A 13,629-nucleotide genomic window follows, 5' to 3' on the forward strand; every position below is an offset into this window, starting at 1 on the left:
TTATTTCCTGTATACCCTTAAAGAATAGCCAACTGCCTTACCATCTTTACCTTTAGTGGTTAATTTTTGGTTATTGGCATCCAATAGGTCATAAATAGTGGTGTCTGTTAAATTGGTGTTGTCACGAACCTGTAGACGGTAATTGGATTTTAGAAAATCAACTGAGATTCCTGATATTTCCGATGCTCTTTTATATGAGTCATCCAATCTGGTTTTAAACTTGGCCTCATCCATGCCATAAGGCATTTCCACTTTCCATGAATCGACATCATTACCATCAAGGGTGAAACCAGCGTTTCTTGTACCCCATAACATGCCTTGCTTTTGTTGAGTATAGATGCCACCAGTTACCGCATTAAGGGCATCCTTGAATGTCTGCTCATCTATTGCATCATCTTTCTTGGCATGACTTATGCCTCTTTTGCTGGCATAAAATGCATACATACTACTAAGCGCATCAAGGTCTGCCTTGAAGTCGCCTTTTTGAGCAAGATTACCTATAGCTGTCCTAAAGTCAGCTTCTACCGCTTGAGGAATAATTGAATTTTTTTGCTGGATTAAGCGCTGCCCTTGTAATATGCCACTGGCTACAGAAGCCCCTTTATAATTTAAATTATTGGCTAAAGCTTGACTGGCAAATAGATATGAATCATTACCATCACCAATCTGTTTAAATATTTTTTCTATTAGGTTTTGACCATAAGCATTTTTGGGAACCTGCTTAATGAGTTGAGACATAAAACCTAAAGTTTGTGAAATATTTGCACGTTCCAAAGACTGTTTAATACTATCCAGATCATCTTTACCAATTGGATCAAGATTTAAATTAGGCTCTGTTTTTCGTAAAGTTTGTAAAACAGTATCATTATGAAGTATGTTTTTTACGGCCTGTGCTGGATTAGAAATAACATCAATACCAGTAATACGTTTAATATCCTGATTTTGTGATACTGCATAAGCTACAGGATCATTTTTTGCAGAATCCAGTTTATCCTTATAAATGTTATTATAGACATCATAAATTTTCTTATCTCTGGAAGCGTTATTAGATTGATTTTTTAGCATACTTGCCTGTAAAGCATCCATTTTAGCTTTCATGGAATTGGTATCTAATACCCTAAATTCTTGAAATTGTGGTTCATGCTTTGCATACAGCAAAGCGTCTTCCTCAAAAGGAGTCCCTTTAGTAGCAAGCAAAACATTCTTCTGACGTTCAGGTGATAATGGCAATCCTGTACCTAGATCAGTTACATAATCACTTAATACTGATTTGGCTTCCGACTCTCTTTTATTTGCTTGCTGTTGTTGATGATTTTGGATTGATAGAATACGACTGGAAATAGACGATTTAAGTGAATTAATAGTCTGACCATCCAAACTATTATATTTACCATCCTCTTTGCTTAATTCAGTATAAACTCTTTGTAGCCCATCAATATCAGAGTTCTGTGTCGCTGTTAGAATCTCATCATTAATAGTATTCAGGCTCTGATTTTGCTTATAATCTTTAGCGTATAATAATGCTTCACTGGGTGATAAATAAGGCTTGCTTGACTGGATAGCTTCCGCCGCATACTGATCAGCTAATTCAGTATTTTTCATTTTTGACAGATTATCCAACGTCACTTTTGCATTTGTTTTAGCTGTCTCAACCTCAGTTCTACGACCAATTTCATAAAATGAACCAATCTGCTGATTTCCAAAATTGGTAAACTTGGGTGCAAAATCCTTTCTAACCGTTTCAGGTATTTGCAATAAAGTATCATCAAGACGTTTAGCAAACTCAGTGCTAAACTCACGATCTATTAAAGTGGCATCTTCACCTGCTGCCACACGCTGACGATAATCACCTGCAAGGTTTTCAATATCCAAACTAAAATTACTGGCAACGGTTGCACCTTGTAGCCGATCTTTCTCAACCTGTCTTTGGTGCTGCTGTTCTGCAACCTGCCCCACATTCTGCAAAGTATTGGCAATCATCTGACCGCTTTGGTCTTGCGGCATCTGGATCCGCTGAACCTGTGGCATAGCGTTACCAAAATTGCCCATCGGAATTTTAGCCATTATTTCCACCCCTTATATGTATTTACGCCACTGGAAAAAGCATTTAATGGTGTGGTTATAGCTGCGGTATTGGCGTTTTTACGGTGAATACTTGCCTCGGCCTGCAATCGCTGAGATGCATTAAACCCACCTATTTCGGACATTGCAGCGTCATACCCTGCATCACGTTCGATGGTGTCGTTGATGGTAACGGCTGTACCCTCGCCAACATTTAGGCCATTTTGGGCCAATGCCGCACGGGCTGCGGATTGAGTCTTTTCTTTCTGCTTGCGAATACGTTCAGCTTCCAGGCGACCCTGTGAACGTGCTGCATCCGCATCGGCTTCCGCCTGCTTTGATGCGGTTTTGCTATTGGTATATGCCGAATAGCCTGCTATCGCCGTCCCTGCGGCACTAGCAACGGCTGCTATCGCTGGTAATGCTGCCATGACTTATAGCTCCATTTCCAAGAATAAGCCCACAGGCGTAAAGCCCAATGACTCATAAAGTGCTGCACACTGTTTGGTATTGACCATTGTCGCCGTGCCGCAATTGATACGGTCCGCACCCATTTCTTTAGCCCACAAAATAAAGGTTTTAACCAATTCCTTTGCCACCCCATCATTACGATGCTCAGGCATGACATACATCACATAATCAAAGGCAAGCTTATGATCAGACTGCCAATCTGTAGTGATGCCACCAGCAAAACCGCCTACAATCTGACCATCTTGCACAGCAATAAAAATAACGCCGTTACCATCCAACAACCATTTAAAATGCTGTGCCGCCTTATCTGGATTAAATCCACGCTGCTTAAATGTTGGTGACTCATTGATAAAGGCCGCACCCATCTTTATTAAAATGGGTATGTCCATGTGTGAAGCTTCACGTATTCTCATGTCTATTTCTCATTAATTGACATTTGCATGGTGATAGCTTGCAAGTGAAATGGTAGCGGTTTGTTGTGTGAAATCTTGATAGGTGTATTGTGCAAATCTTCCCAGTAGCCACCCTCAATCATGTGATAGCCTGTCATTGGTTTTTGTGCATCAAATGGGTTTTGGTCAAAGGTGAACAGTTCAATTAATTCACCATTGATCACAGGCGCTAAAGTCTTATTAAAGAAAAATGCCATGCGGTCAATTTTTGCCTTAAATAGCATTGAAGATAATGGCGCCTGGCTTAGTTCTGGTGGGAATAGTTCCGCAACACAGCTAAATAGACGGCCATATTTAACGGTTTGGCCTGTCATGCCTGGCACCTGTAATTCCGTCAAAGTCTCGGTAAATTCTACTGAATAGACTGATTCACCACTAACCTGATAAACACTAAGATTACCAACATACCCAATTTCTGTTTTATTAATTGAATCTGTAGTCAATGTCTTTTCTCTCTGCGAATCCAAAAGGGCATCAAAAGACAATTGCTCCAAACACGGTACGCCCGTTCTATAAACCAGCATAAAACAAAGATCAGAACCTAAAGCTGTAGGCACAGAACAAATACTTTTAACCGATCCGCCAAAGTCATGCTGTGCCCAAGCAAGGACTTCTTGATCACGGTTGAATGTGATAGATGCTACTTTTCCATCACCCAACACACACCACACCAGACTTTCAGGCTCTTGCTGATAGCAGATTTCACTAATCCCGCCGTGTAACTCACCGATATGGGATGATAATGCACTGATCTCTGGTGATACCAGTCCATCCACTTCATAACGATACGACAAGGCCCGTAAACGCTCACCACCACGCTGAATAAATAGAAGCTCATTCCCCACACGACAAGGCCTTGTTACAGGATATGCACCGTATGCGGTATGTTCATTGATATTTACGGTTGTGGGGGTCAGTACGCCGTCTGAGTCGACCATGTATTCACCGCCAGAAGTAAGACACACAACGCCACGCTGGGCTTCCAAGAATAAAATACTGTTGGCTAAACCCGATGCCGATACAATACTGAAAGCATCCCCATCCTCCGTGGTTTCAAGGAAGTTGCCGTTACCACCAACGGCACTAAACCAGATTTTGTTCGGTGCTTTTTTAGTGTTAGCCAAAACAAGTCGCTGCTTAAAATAGGTACAGCAACGTGGATAACCGTCAGTGGCATTAAAAACAGGTGATAATATGGACCAAGAGCGCTCTATTGCTTGAACATCTGAATCAAGCTTGACAATGATCTCACCATTGATCTGATTAGTATTAACAAATTCAGTGATCTTGATGATTCCACCATTCACACTAATATACTTGCCTATATCATCGGCAACAAATCCCCCTGCGGCTGCGGTCACCTCCACCCAGTATGAGGGTGAAATATCTGGCTGCTGACCTGTTCCATCCTTGGTTGCCTGATAGATTTTTCCTGAATATTGGATTACATCCCCGACAATGTAGGCAGTGGTATTAAGCCAAGTATTTAGAATATCAAGCACAAAAGAGACAAAAGCACCTACATCTTTTCCAGATGGTTTTCCCTTTCTAAACGGCGTACGTGCATTTTCTGAATCAGTAGGCGCATGGGTATAGACAAACTGGTTAAATTCCCATGCAGTGAAGTCCATTGAAGAACGGAAACGCTGCACTGGCACATCTTTATGGGTAAAGAACATCTCATAACGATATTGCACGAACTGAATATCTGGTATCTGCTCTGCGGTATAGGGTGTAACGACATTAGCAACGAATGTCTTTGTTCTTGGGTTGTATATATCAATAGCCAATGGCCTAAAAACCAGCATGTACGACTGATCAGAACTAACAACGAATGGGATCAGGCGCACAGCATTAGGAACAATTCCCATGTGAAATGTTCCAGGTCTTTTTCTCACTCCACCCTCCACCAAAGGAATGACATTGCGTAGGGTTTTAGCCCCATTTGCATACTGCTGAATGTCCGTACGTGTATATAACGTTGGTGCAAGCTCCCCAGCACTAAAGTTATTTTTCATAATGTACTGTTTCATTAATTACGCACTCCGATCAGGGTAGATTGAAAGTTAGATGCAAAATCCTGTGCTGGACGTTCCTGTCCATTGATTGCCCTTGCCTGCTTTAACATGCCCTGTAGTTGTACCCATGCGCTATCAGCCTCAGCCTGACTGCCTGTAATGGGTTTTGCCAACTTACGCACCAGATAAAGGGCCATACACTCGGTAAATAATGAATCCCATGTCTGCTCATTGTCGTTGTCATAGACATAAACAAGGTTGATCAGGCTTGTGTCTGCCAAAATATGCCGCCCCTCAATCTCATAATTGATTTCGCCAGCGTCATAGACACGCATAAAATCATTAGGCAATGGAAATGCATGGGCATAACCAAAAGATGGATGTGTGGAAATTGGCGCAAGCTGGACACGCTTCTTTGCAAAGCTCCACGGGTGCATGCGCAACAAAGCCTTGCGTGTAGTGTCATAAATGGATGCACAGCGCCGTGCATTTTCAGTAGCATCATCAAATGAAATAATTGATTTAGCACCGATCATGCTAAGTGCTTCATTGCAAATACTGACGTTTGTTGTAGTCATAATAAAAAACCCACTCACTTTTATTCATAGTGAATGGGTTTTAGGTGCAGTTTGGTGGGTATTAAAACTTACTATTCAAACTTTCTTGATGAAGTTTTTCTTTTAATAAATAGCCCTCAAGCATCCAAATTTTTTCACGTGCATTTTCATATGCGATCTTCTGACCAATGATTCGATCAAAATTTTCAGGACTTGCACATGCCGATTCACCAGTCACAGTGAAGCCATTTTCAAGTGACAAAATGCAGACAGTTAATTGTGGTGATCCACAAGTTTTATAATCATCTGCACAGTATGCCAGATCAAATTTATCACCTGTAATATAGCGAATCGCCTTGATTTTTGAATCAATATACTCAGGCGTTAAACGTGGTGCATTTAAGCCTTTATCCTGAATTTCCTGCTCGATTTGTTGTTCAGTGCTAGACATATTAATATTCCTAAATAAATGAATAAAAACCCACCGCCCTAGGACAGTGGGTTAAAGAATTAAGCTGAACGTAAATAGTCAATTGCGACCACTTTAACTTCATTAGCACGACCAGCGCCAAAGGAGTGAACACCGCCGACCTGCTTAACATTCTTCAAATCAGGACGAGTTGAAATATCAAAACCTGTAATATCCGCATCACCAAAATGTACGGCTGAACCTGCATACATCACTGTGCGTGCTTCGGTTGCACCGCCTGCACCATTGTTGAGTTTTTCATATGGAATCCATTCCACACCCAACCAGTTTGTACCTACCGCACCATCTTGTAGCATCTGAATTTTAAGGTAATCCGCATTGGTTAAAGTGGTGTCGTTCAGGAACTCAGACATCATATCTGCGGTATAAAGCATATAAAGCTTTTCGCCGTTCTGCTCATCGCATTCATTTTTACGGAATAATGATTTCGCTTTGATGATCTTCTGTTTCAATGTACCAAAGCCTGAAAGGATAATCTGACCTGCTGGCAAAGCGACTGTAGATGTAGAGGCCACACCTGCATCATTCACAGTTTTACGTGTGATACCACCAACAAGAGCTTGATAAATAATATCATCCGTTTTTCGGTTGCGTGCAGACAATAGATTTTTCATGTATTTGTCGGATGGATTCGCCTTTAATTTCGGTAAATCTCGCGGTTCAATTGGGATAAATAAATCCCAATCCGACATTAAAGCAGTTCGCACCCCTGCGTCTGGGATCGTAAGCACTGTCGCACCAAAGCGCGCGCCTGATGCCTGCATTTCCACTTGTCCCATGTCGTTAATGGTAAAAGATTCACCTGTAATCTTTCCACGATTATGCACTGTTTTTAAGAGCCGAGACTCGTTTTGCATTGCTGCAACTTCGTAAGTGTCGTGATACTGAATTACAAAAGCTGCTGTGATTCGATTTTCGTTTACAATAGGCATTGCTTACCCCTTATTTATATTGTTTCTGATACCAGTTCTGAACTTGCGCAGTGACACGGGCGTGGTCTGGGTGCTTATCGCTCAAATAGGCTTCTGATGACATTAATGATTGAACATCCGTACCACCGCTTTGGTGGGTGTTTTTGGGTGGGGTATCTTCACCAAGTTGTTGACCAAAATACGCAGCCATTTTTAGGACAAGTGGGTTATTGCCGAACTGAGGGCTATTCACTTCTTCCGCCGTTAAAATGCCATTGGCAATCGCATTGTCTGCTGCTGCCTTTGCAAAACCGAAATTGGTTTGGGTATCATTGCCCCATGCCTCTGTCATGGTCTGGATACATGACTCATTATCCAGATGGGCATTGGCTTCCATGAGCTGTGGAATGATCTCGTTGTATTTACCTAAAACAAAACCAAGCTGCTCATTACTCAGCCCTGCCTTATGCGCTTCATCCAAAAACGCCTTATTTTCCTCAATGCCTTTAAACTCATTGAAATCAAAACCATCAATATTGACTTCGTACCCATCTGCCGATTCAGGAACTTTAGGAGTATCTGAGTTATTGCCCTGTCCCTGATTACCTTGTTCGCCACCGTCCTGAATCTCACCCTCATGGCCACCACCAAGCATACTATTTTGGTTCTGATTGGATTCTTGGTTCTGCTCTTGTGTTTGTTGCTGTTGTTGATCAGTCATTTACAGACTCCTTATAGTTTGGGTCGTTTGCCCGATTGATGTTATTGACGATAAAATTGATCACGCTTTGCTGCCCCAGTCGGTGACAGGTTTCACGCTCTGAATCAGTGAAAGCATCACGGCAGAATGTCTGTGTGAGATGCTCTAAAATCCGTATGCCATTGACATCAAGATCAAAAACATTGCGGTATGTCTCTGCTGTTGCTCTGGTGACACGATGCCGCTTAACAAAATTTCCTTGTTCTTCTGGTTCTTCTGGTTTCTGTGCGGCTTTAAGATCGGCCTGCTCTTGCTTTAAAACAATAATTTGTTCCTCAGCAATGTTTGCACGCTCCCATTCTTCAAATCGCTCACTACGAGAAATACTTAGTTCATCAATAGTTTCTAGCCATTGATTGCGCCAATAATCGGCATCTTTGCTCAATTTCTTCACTTCTTGAATTGAGCGCATCCACATAAAAGCCACGACAATAGCGATAAGCCCAACAAAATAAATCACTGCATTACCTCACTGGTAAGTTGATGTTCCGCACCCTTGGCAATCACATCCCCAGCCTTATCCAGCATGGCTTGCTGTGCCTGTTGCTGTTGCTGTTCCTGCATAGCTTTCTGCCGTGCTTGACGCAATTCCTGCACTTCATCCGCCGTTCGCATGATTGTTTGAGGAACGCCACGGCCATTGCCGATTAATACCGCCACAGCATCAAAATCCACATTGTCTAAAATGGTTTGGTCTACTGCTGACATCTGCCCCAAACTAGCCACGTATTGCTCAGTCGCCATGACTTCTTCCATACGCTGACTACGCGCCAAAGGGGATACAAATTTGAATGACAGGTTACGCCCCCAAAGCTCTTGGGGTGGCTGACCAAGCACACCAGAACGCAAGGCAAGCCCGAAACAACGGTCTAAAATTGATTTCAGGTACTCAGACTGCAAACGCCCGTACATTGGACCCAACATCTGGCGGATCAGCTCGACACGGGTATGGATCTCTGTAGCTGTCATCTGCTGTGTACCAATTGGCGGCAACTGGTCAGCCATAAGCTTTTTACGGATACCGCCTTGTAAATTGGTAATGAGATAATCCGCTATCTGGAAATTTGTCCCATCGTCAAGCCGCTTCATAGAATCAACACTATTGGCTACAATCACCTTACGTGGACCAATACGAACAGTATGAGGATTTAAGGTCCCATCATCTTCCGCAATCCACATGCCAGCTATCTGCATTTCTGCCGAATTAATAGTAAGTTTCATCAATTCATTGACCGTCTTGGCATCAGCCAAGGCTAAAGTCATCTGACCATTGCCATAAACTGAGTTGGGTAAACGGCGTAAACGTGGCACAGCGCATGGGAACTCGTGATAGCCAGATTCTTTCATCATGTGCTTATTGCTCAGATCAATGTGATATGAAGCAAAAGGCATATCTTTATTGATCTGCCCTGCACCCTTTGACTTTCTTGGCTGTATGACGTGTAAAAGCTTGTACTTGGTATCTGGTGAACGTTTGGCAGTCTGGACAACGGTAAAATGACAATTATCCTCACCATAGGTATTGATCATGGTTTCGGCCGTCATCTCATGTTCACGGTAAATTGTGTCAATAATGCCGTCCGCACGGGTTGAGCCTATATAACAACTACCCGTTGACCACGACTCAAACACATAACCGCCGTTGGCTTCGCGGTCAATGTCAGTGTAGAGAACGCCCCAGCCTGCAACCGCAACATCAGTTATGGTCTCAAAGCTTTCACTGTCAAAATTTGCAGCGTGAATATTGCGCCACATAAATTGACAGACATCTTCAAGCCAGCGCTCACCCTCAGTCAGTACAGCCAAGTCGTCTATACCATCAGGCTGAGCTTTAAACCAAATCGCATTGCTTGGCGTTACGCCGTTCATAATCATTGAAACAAGGACTTGAACCGAATCTGCGGCTGTAGAATCGTATAGATCAGCACGTTGCTGCTGTTGCGTCTTGCTATTCTCAACTGTAGAAGAAAAGCATTGCTGACGCTCAGGCGCACCGTACTTGTAACATTCTGACCAGTGCGCTTCATAGTTCGCACGAGCAGACTTTAATTGATCAAGTCGCGTACAAAGTTGCTGTGCGAAATTAGACATTATCCACCACCCAATTTTGTTTTGGTATTGGCATCAAAAGCACCGCTTAACACGCTTGAGCTGTTCGCTGTACGGCGGTTAGCCTTTTTCATGTTGGCTTCCATCGTTGCCTTTTCTGCTGCTGCCTTGGCATCTGCTTCGGGGTCTTGACGCACAATTTTAGGAGAACCACACATATCAGGACTCCTTAGAACCCCAGCCTTGAGCTGTTAAAACTTGGGCTGACTGTTTTGGTTGCTGAATTGGTGGAGTACCGTGTTGTGTAGCTTGGGCCTGCGGCAACGACATAGAGCGCAATTTAGCCTCAATACGGGCCTGCCCAGCTAGAATTTTTAAAGCCCACTCAGGCGGTGTTTGTTCGCCTGTCTCACCAAGCTGGCCTGCATCTAATTCACTTGGCGGCTGATCTTGTACTTGAGTTGCCTGCCCATCTTGATCAACTTGGTTTTGTTCTGTGATTTCAGTCTCAGGCGGTGTTTGCTCGCCTGGCACTTTGGTTACTCGTGCCATAAAAAAAGCCCTATCGTTGCTGATAGGGTTAGTCTTAGTTATAGGTAGCATCGGTTTGTTGGGTGATTTGCTCTTGATCTTCTGTTAGTACCTTTGGGGCACGTTTAGAACGTGCCACAGCTTTCGATCTGCTTCTTTGAGCCTCTTTGAATGTGGTCATTGGTCAGACTCCTCAATCCATTTCTTAGCATCATCTAAATCCATAAAGCCGTATTGAAATTCATAATTTAGAAAAAGATCGAACTGGTTAAATTTTCCATGAGTGACGAACCAGTAACCAAAACCATTAAATTGCTCATACAAGATTTCACCCATTAGATTCCCCCTTTGAGCGCTTGCTCTAACTCATATGCGACAATTGATAGCGCATGTTGAAATGTCTTATCTTCCGTTGGTGGGTCTCTATATTCTTCGATCAATGTCTTTACTGCATCCACCCGCTTTTGCAGCTCATCCACTTTGGATTGTTGATCTTCTCGCATAGCTGCAATAGCACCAGTAAACGCAATCCATCCAGCATTAAATTCACTTGATTTTGTTGTGCACCGAAAGCCGTTTTTCTTGGCATTAAGATCAATAAATCCGTATTCTTCTGCGATTTTGCAGTACACCTCGTACTGTTGCTCAACATCGGTAATAAAATCTCTCATCACTTCACCCCAACTTTGCAAAGCGGACTAACATGGTTCTCAATGTGAGTGTCGTCACCCATGTCTGCTACACAATAAATCGACTCGTAGTCTGCGATGGACTTCTCAAAGAAAGGATCAAAACCATGAGAGCCCATTTCTTTGTCATAAGCCTTTGCTAGACCAATTCCACCAAACTTGTTAATAAAATCCACGCTCTCAACGAGGCGTTTGAGGTCGGAAAGGTCAACACTTTTGCATGATGAATAACCACGTTCAGTCTTTTCCTTGAATGTGTAATTTGGGATTTTATGGTAAGTAGCTACAACTTCCCTAGCCTTATCAATACCGTGCTGCTTTATAAAATTAATCGCATTCATTGGCTTTGCTCCTTTGGGAGAGAGATGTAATGCGTCACTCTTTCACAAATTTCGTAGTGTTCGTTTTCTCTACCGCAACTATCGATAGTGAACTCAGACCAATACTTTGATTCACCACCGTCATAAACATCGTGCATATATCTAGCTCTATAAACGTTTCCATCTTCCGTAAGCACTGCGAATACCTCACCATCCGTATTAGGAGCTGTCTCTGGTAATTGTTCACTTGTATTAATCCAGCCATTTAGTTTCATCACCCTTCTCCGTCACTTGAGTCACGTTCTGACACTTCGCCATCTAACTGCCCAATCACACTGTCAAGCTGATCCAGAAAATCTAACTGCCCAATATCATATTTGTAAGTTAAAAACTCCCCCTCACGCGGGTAACGTTCGATTCCCGTCATTTCCTGCCAAAGCTGAATAAACGCATCCCCATGATCGTAAAATGGACGTGAACCTACAGCCCAGGACGAAACGGCATTGGCAGAACAGTCCAGCACATAGGAAATCTTTTCATGCGACCAGCCGAGATTGCGCAAGTCTAAAATCATGCGAACGAAATCAGGCGGTTTATATCCACGCCGTTTGACGATAAATTTTTTCGCCTGCTGTTTGGCTGAAACAAAACGCGCGCGCGCACGAGGATCGTTTGAGTACGTATAAATATTTGAATCAAAACAGAGATTACCATTTCCATAAATCTTCATATTGGTATTCACTCCAATTCCATCACTTTTAATTTTATTAAACCGCCTTTTACAACCTCACCACGCTTAACGACCAGCTCGTCAAACTGTTCATCATCAACGCATAAACCACACTTCACTAAACTGTCGATTGTTGCTTTCAGGTAGTTATCAATGTCCCGTGTCTGGTAATTGGGAAAGTGAAAAGTGACATCGAGTTTCAATCGTGCTTCAGTCTGTTTTGCTGGTACTAAAACCCGAACTAAAGCATGAAATATTTTTGCCTGTTCGCTCAAATAGCGTTTTTTGCCACTTGCTACCCAGTAGTGATTTACAGACGGCGGACAAGTTGCAATTTCACAATTCAAAATCTCTTTTTCATCACATATCTTATTTCGCTGTATTTTCGCGTTTAAGATAGTTTTATTGGCTTGATGTACCTTTGCATCATTTTCAGTTTTTAATCTCTCCTTGCTCAAATTAGCCCTATTTCTGTGCGCTTTTAAGTGTGCTTGTAGCTGATCTTCACTCCATCTCATGCATTACCCCCCACATTGCCAATAAATCCAACATCACGAAGATATGAAGCCCAGTGTTTTAGGTTTTCAGGATCACGAAGTTTTACAGCGATACGGGATTCAAAATTTTTCTGTGATTCACCAGCGTTGGCATAGGTACAAGCAAAATCAGGCAAAGCACAAAGTTTTCTGCTGAACATGTTGATCTGAGGGTCAGTAAGATTTTTTGTTCCAGGTGATGTTTTTGCCTTGGCCGTAGTTTTTGGTTTTGAGGTAGATAATTTTTGGATTCGATAAATCCAGTAATTCATCCAGCCTTGTGCCGTGGTTTTTTCCCGTGTTGTTGACCACTGAACAAAATTTTTCAACTCAGCCAAAATAAATTCATCGGTTAGCTGTGAATTTTGTTTTTGTGCCTGAGTGATGAAATCGGATTTAACCGTGTACCGATTTGCCAATTCCCGAAGTGTGTAAATTTCCTTGTCGTCTTGATGGTATTCGACTGAGCTGCCAAACATCTCAGAATCCAAGTTATCCACAGCAACTTTCTTTTTTTTATTATCTAAAGAATTCTTATTATCTATTGTCACTTTCCCTAGTGAAGTGGTTTTACTTTCCCTAGTGAAGTGGTTCTCTGCACTAGGTGAAGTACTTTCCTTAATTTCTTCGACCACTTTCCCTAGTGAAGTACTTTCCATAGTGAAGTGGTCAACAAGGGAAATATCATTTAATTTATATTTTTGTACCCCGCGTTTTCCTGTTCCAATGACACTAATAACACCTAAATCAAGTAACTCTTTAATGCCTGCCGTAACTGTTTTAGAACCTAATTTTCTTGATCCTTTTAGTTCGCCACCCTGTAACTGGGAATAACTGACAAAATCAGACTCCTTATTATGTCCGTTGATGCGGTTCTCTAATTCGGCATAAACATTCCGAGCAGCGTCAGAAATGAAAGGGTAAACTTCCTCCCTGTACAATCGGCTCGACATCACATAGCCTTTTTTAAATCTATCGCTATACATGCCCCTACTAGCCTCTTGTTGCTCTTGCTGAGGCTTAGGAAACTGAATCACTGGTGCAGTATTCATAG

The 13,629-nt window shown here is 42.4% G+C and carries 19 protein-coding genes and 1 pseudogene; all 20 read right to left on the reverse strand.

Features of this window, described 5'->3' with window-relative positions; all coding sequences use genetic code 11:
- The 20 genes and pseudogenes from QLH32_RS05090 to QLH32_RS05185 all read right to left on the reverse strand — a co-directional run bounded on the left by QLH32_RS05090 (window position 1) and on the right by QLH32_RS05185 (window position 13,627).
- On the reverse strand, window positions 1-2,064 hold the full coding sequence (locus tag QLH32_RS05090) for a hypothetical protein (protein ID WP_283268471.1): 2,064 nt from the start codon (window positions 2,062-2,064) through the stop codon (window positions 1-3).
- Entirely contained in the window at window positions 2,064-2,492 is a 429-nt protein-coding gene (locus QLH32_RS05095; protein WP_283268472.1) for a hypothetical protein, read from the reverse strand. The genes QLH32_RS05090 and QLH32_RS05095 overlap by 1 nt, the downstream gene beginning before the upstream one ends.
- 3 nt (window positions 2,493-2,495) lie before the next feature.
- Window positions 2,496-2,945: a GNAT family N-acetyltransferase gene (locus tag QLH32_RS05100; RefSeq protein ID WP_283268473.1), complete on the reverse strand. Its 450-nt coding sequence runs from the start codon at window positions 2,943-2,945 to the stop codon at window positions 2,496-2,498.
- Between the two features lie 2 nt (window positions 2,946-2,947).
- Window positions 2,948-5,017, reverse strand: coding sequence for a phage tail protein (locus tag QLH32_RS05105; protein WP_283268474.1), 2,070 nt, complete (start codon window positions 5,015-5,017; stop codon window positions 2,948-2,950).
- Complete coding sequence (locus tag QLH32_RS05110) at window positions 5,017-5,580, reverse strand: phage connector family protein (RefSeq protein WP_283268475.1); 564 nt, start codon at window positions 5,578-5,580, stop codon at window positions 5,017-5,019. Before QLH32_RS05110 ends, QLH32_RS05105 begins: the two co-directional genes overlap by 1 nt.
- A 61-nt stretch (window positions 5,581-5,641) precedes the next feature.
- The gene (locus tag QLH32_RS05115; protein WP_283268476.1) at window positions 5,642-6,010 is read right to left on the reverse strand and encodes a Gp49 family protein; all 369 of its coding nucleotides are present in this window, start codon (window positions 6,008-6,010) and stop codon (window positions 5,642-5,644) included.
- Between the two features lie 59 nt (window positions 6,011-6,069).
- Window positions 6,070-6,975: a phage capsid protein gene (locus tag QLH32_RS05120; RefSeq protein ID WP_283269283.1), complete on the reverse strand. Its 906-nt coding sequence runs from the start codon at window positions 6,973-6,975 to the stop codon at window positions 6,070-6,072.
- Window positions 6,976-6,991: 16 nt separating this feature from the next.
- Window positions 6,992-7,681 (reverse strand): hypothetical protein, encoded by a 690-nt coding sequence (locus tag QLH32_RS05125; protein ID WP_283268477.1) that lies wholly within the window; start codon window positions 7,679-7,681, stop codon window positions 6,992-6,994.
- On the reverse strand, window positions 7,674-8,132 hold the full coding sequence (locus tag QLH32_RS05130; protein WP_283268478.1) for a Bbp19 family protein: 459 nt from the start codon (window positions 8,130-8,132) through the stop codon (window positions 7,674-7,676). The genes QLH32_RS05125 and QLH32_RS05130 overlap by 8 nt, the downstream gene beginning before the upstream one ends.
- A 44-nt stretch (window positions 8,133-8,176) precedes the next feature.
- Window positions 8,177-9,811: a portal protein gene (locus QLH32_RS05135; protein ID WP_283268479.1), complete on the reverse strand. Its 1,635-nt coding sequence runs from the start codon at window positions 9,809-9,811 to the stop codon at window positions 8,177-8,179.
- Window positions 9,811-9,987 carry a hypothetical protein gene (locus QLH32_RS05140; protein ID WP_283268481.1) on the reverse strand — a complete coding sequence of 59 codons (177 nt, stop codon included), beginning with the start codon at window positions 9,985-9,987 and terminating at the stop codon, window positions 9,811-9,813. Before QLH32_RS05140 ends, QLH32_RS05135 begins: the two co-directional genes overlap by 1 nt.
- A 1-nt stretch (window position 9,988) precedes the next feature.
- Window positions 9,989-10,321, reverse strand: a complete 333-nt coding sequence (locus QLH32_RS05145) for a hypothetical protein (RefSeq protein WP_283268483.1) — start codon at window positions 10,319-10,321, stop codon at window positions 9,989-9,991.
- Between the two features lie 61 nt (window positions 10,322-10,382).
- Window positions 10,383-10,481: pseudogene (locus QLH32_RS05150) on the reverse strand (VRR-NUC domain-containing protein); the annotation flags it as partial.
- Entirely contained in the window at window positions 10,478-10,636 is a 159-nt protein-coding gene (locus tag QLH32_RS05155; RefSeq protein ID WP_283268484.1) for a hypothetical protein, read from the reverse strand. The pseudogene QLH32_RS05150 and the gene QLH32_RS05155, both read right to left, overlap by 4 nt.
- The gene (locus QLH32_RS05160; protein ID WP_283268486.1) at window positions 10,636-10,971 is read right to left on the reverse strand and encodes a hypothetical protein; all 336 of its coding nucleotides are present in this window, start codon (window positions 10,969-10,971) and stop codon (window positions 10,636-10,638) included. Before QLH32_RS05160 ends, QLH32_RS05155 begins: the two co-directional genes overlap by 1 nt.
- Window positions 10,971-11,330: a hypothetical protein gene (locus QLH32_RS05165; RefSeq protein ID WP_283268487.1), complete on the reverse strand. Its 360-nt coding sequence runs from the start codon at window positions 11,328-11,330 to the stop codon at window positions 10,971-10,973. Before QLH32_RS05165 ends, QLH32_RS05160 begins: the two co-directional genes overlap by 1 nt.
- Window positions 11,327-11,584, reverse strand: a complete 258-nt coding sequence (locus QLH32_RS05170) for a DUF551 domain-containing protein (RefSeq protein ID WP_283268489.1) — start codon at window positions 11,582-11,584, stop codon at window positions 11,327-11,329. The genes QLH32_RS05165 and QLH32_RS05170 overlap by 4 nt, the downstream gene beginning before the upstream one ends.
- Entirely contained in the window at window positions 11,584-12,039 is a 456-nt protein-coding gene (locus QLH32_RS05175) for a hypothetical protein (protein WP_283269284.1), read from the reverse strand. Before QLH32_RS05175 ends, QLH32_RS05170 begins: the two co-directional genes overlap by 1 nt.
- Before the next feature lie 8 nt (window positions 12,040-12,047).
- Window positions 12,048-12,557 (reverse strand): RusA family crossover junction endodeoxyribonuclease, encoded by a 510-nt coding sequence (locus QLH32_RS05180; protein WP_283268490.1) that lies wholly within the window; start codon window positions 12,555-12,557, stop codon window positions 12,048-12,050.
- Window positions 12,554-13,627, reverse strand: a complete 1,074-nt coding sequence (locus tag QLH32_RS05185; protein ID WP_283268491.1) for a hypothetical protein — start codon at window positions 13,625-13,627, stop codon at window positions 12,554-12,556. Before QLH32_RS05185 ends, QLH32_RS05180 begins: the two co-directional genes overlap by 4 nt.
- Window positions 13,628-13,629: the final 2 nt, after the last annotated feature.

The organism is Acinetobacter corruptisaponis (assembly GCF_030053775.1).
Taxonomy (GTDB): domain Bacteria; phylum Pseudomonadota; class Gammaproteobacteria; order Pseudomonadales; family Moraxellaceae; genus Acinetobacter; species Acinetobacter corruptisaponis.

Excerpts from the sequence above, each read along its gene's own strand:
- QLH32_RS05090 (WP_283268471.1), bottom strand. The coding sequence starts at position 2,064 with ATGGCTAAAATTCCGATGGGCAATTTTGGTAACGCTATGCCACAGGTT.
- QLH32_RS05095 (WP_283268472.1), bottom strand. The coding sequence starts at position 2,492 with ATGGCAGCATTACCAGCGATAGCAGCCGTTGCTAGTGCCGCAGGGACG.
- QLH32_RS05100 (WP_283268473.1), bottom strand. The coding sequence starts at position 2,945 with ATGAGAATACGTGAAGCTTCACACATGGACATACCCATTTTAATAAAG.
- QLH32_RS05105 (WP_283268474.1), bottom strand. The coding sequence starts at position 5,017 with ATGAAACAGTACATTATGAAAAATAACTTTAGTGCTGGGGAGCTTGCA.
- QLH32_RS05110 (WP_283268475.1), bottom strand. The coding sequence starts at position 5,580 with ATGACTACAACAAACGTCAGTATTTGCAATGAAGCACTTAGCATGATC.
- QLH32_RS05115 (WP_283268476.1), bottom strand. The coding sequence starts at position 6,010 with ATGTCTAGCACTGAACAACAAATCGAGCAGGAAATTCAGGATAAAGGC.
- QLH32_RS05125 (WP_283268477.1), bottom strand. The coding sequence starts at position 7,681 with ATGACTGATCAACAACAGCAACAAACACAAGAGCAGAACCAAGAATCC.
- QLH32_RS05130 (WP_283268478.1), bottom strand. The coding sequence starts at position 8,132 with ATGCGCTCAATTCAAGAAGTGAAGAAATTGAGCAAAGATGCCGATTAT.
- QLH32_RS05135 (WP_283268479.1), bottom strand. The coding sequence starts at position 9,811 with ATGTCTAATTTCGCACAGCAACTTTGTACGCGACTTGATCAATTAAAG.
- QLH32_RS05140 (WP_283268481.1), bottom strand. The coding sequence starts at position 9,987 with ATGTGTGGTTCTCCTAAAATTGTGCGTCAAGACCCCGAAGCAGATGCC.
- QLH32_RS05145 (WP_283268483.1), bottom strand. The coding sequence starts at position 10,321 with ATGGCACGAGTAACCAAAGTGCCAGGCGAGCAAACACCGCCTGAGACT.
- QLH32_RS05155 (WP_283268484.1), bottom strand. The coding sequence starts at position 10,636 with ATGGGTGAAATCTTGTATGAGCAATTTAATGGTTTTGGTTACTGGTTC.
- QLH32_RS05160 (WP_283268486.1), bottom strand. The coding sequence starts at position 10,971 with ATGAGAGATTTTATTACCGATGTTGAGCAACAGTACGAGGTGTACTGC.
- QLH32_RS05165 (WP_283268487.1), bottom strand. The coding sequence starts at position 11,330 with ATGAATGCGATTAATTTTATAAAGCAGCACGGTATTGATAAGGCTAGG.
- QLH32_RS05170 (WP_283268489.1), bottom strand. The coding sequence starts at position 11,584 with ATGAAACTAAATGGCTGGATTAATACAAGTGAACAATTACCAGAGACA.
- QLH32_RS05175 (WP_283269284.1), bottom strand. The coding sequence starts at position 12,039 with ATGAAGATTTATGGAAATGGTAATCTCTGTTTTGATTCAAATATTTAT.
- QLH32_RS05180 (WP_283268490.1), bottom strand. The coding sequence starts at position 12,557 with ATGAGATGGAGTGAAGATCAGCTACAAGCACACTTAAAAGCGCACAGA.
- QLH32_RS05185 (WP_283268491.1), bottom strand. The coding sequence starts at position 13,627 with ATGAATACTGCACCAGTGATTCAGTTTCCTAAGCCTCAGCAAGAGCAA.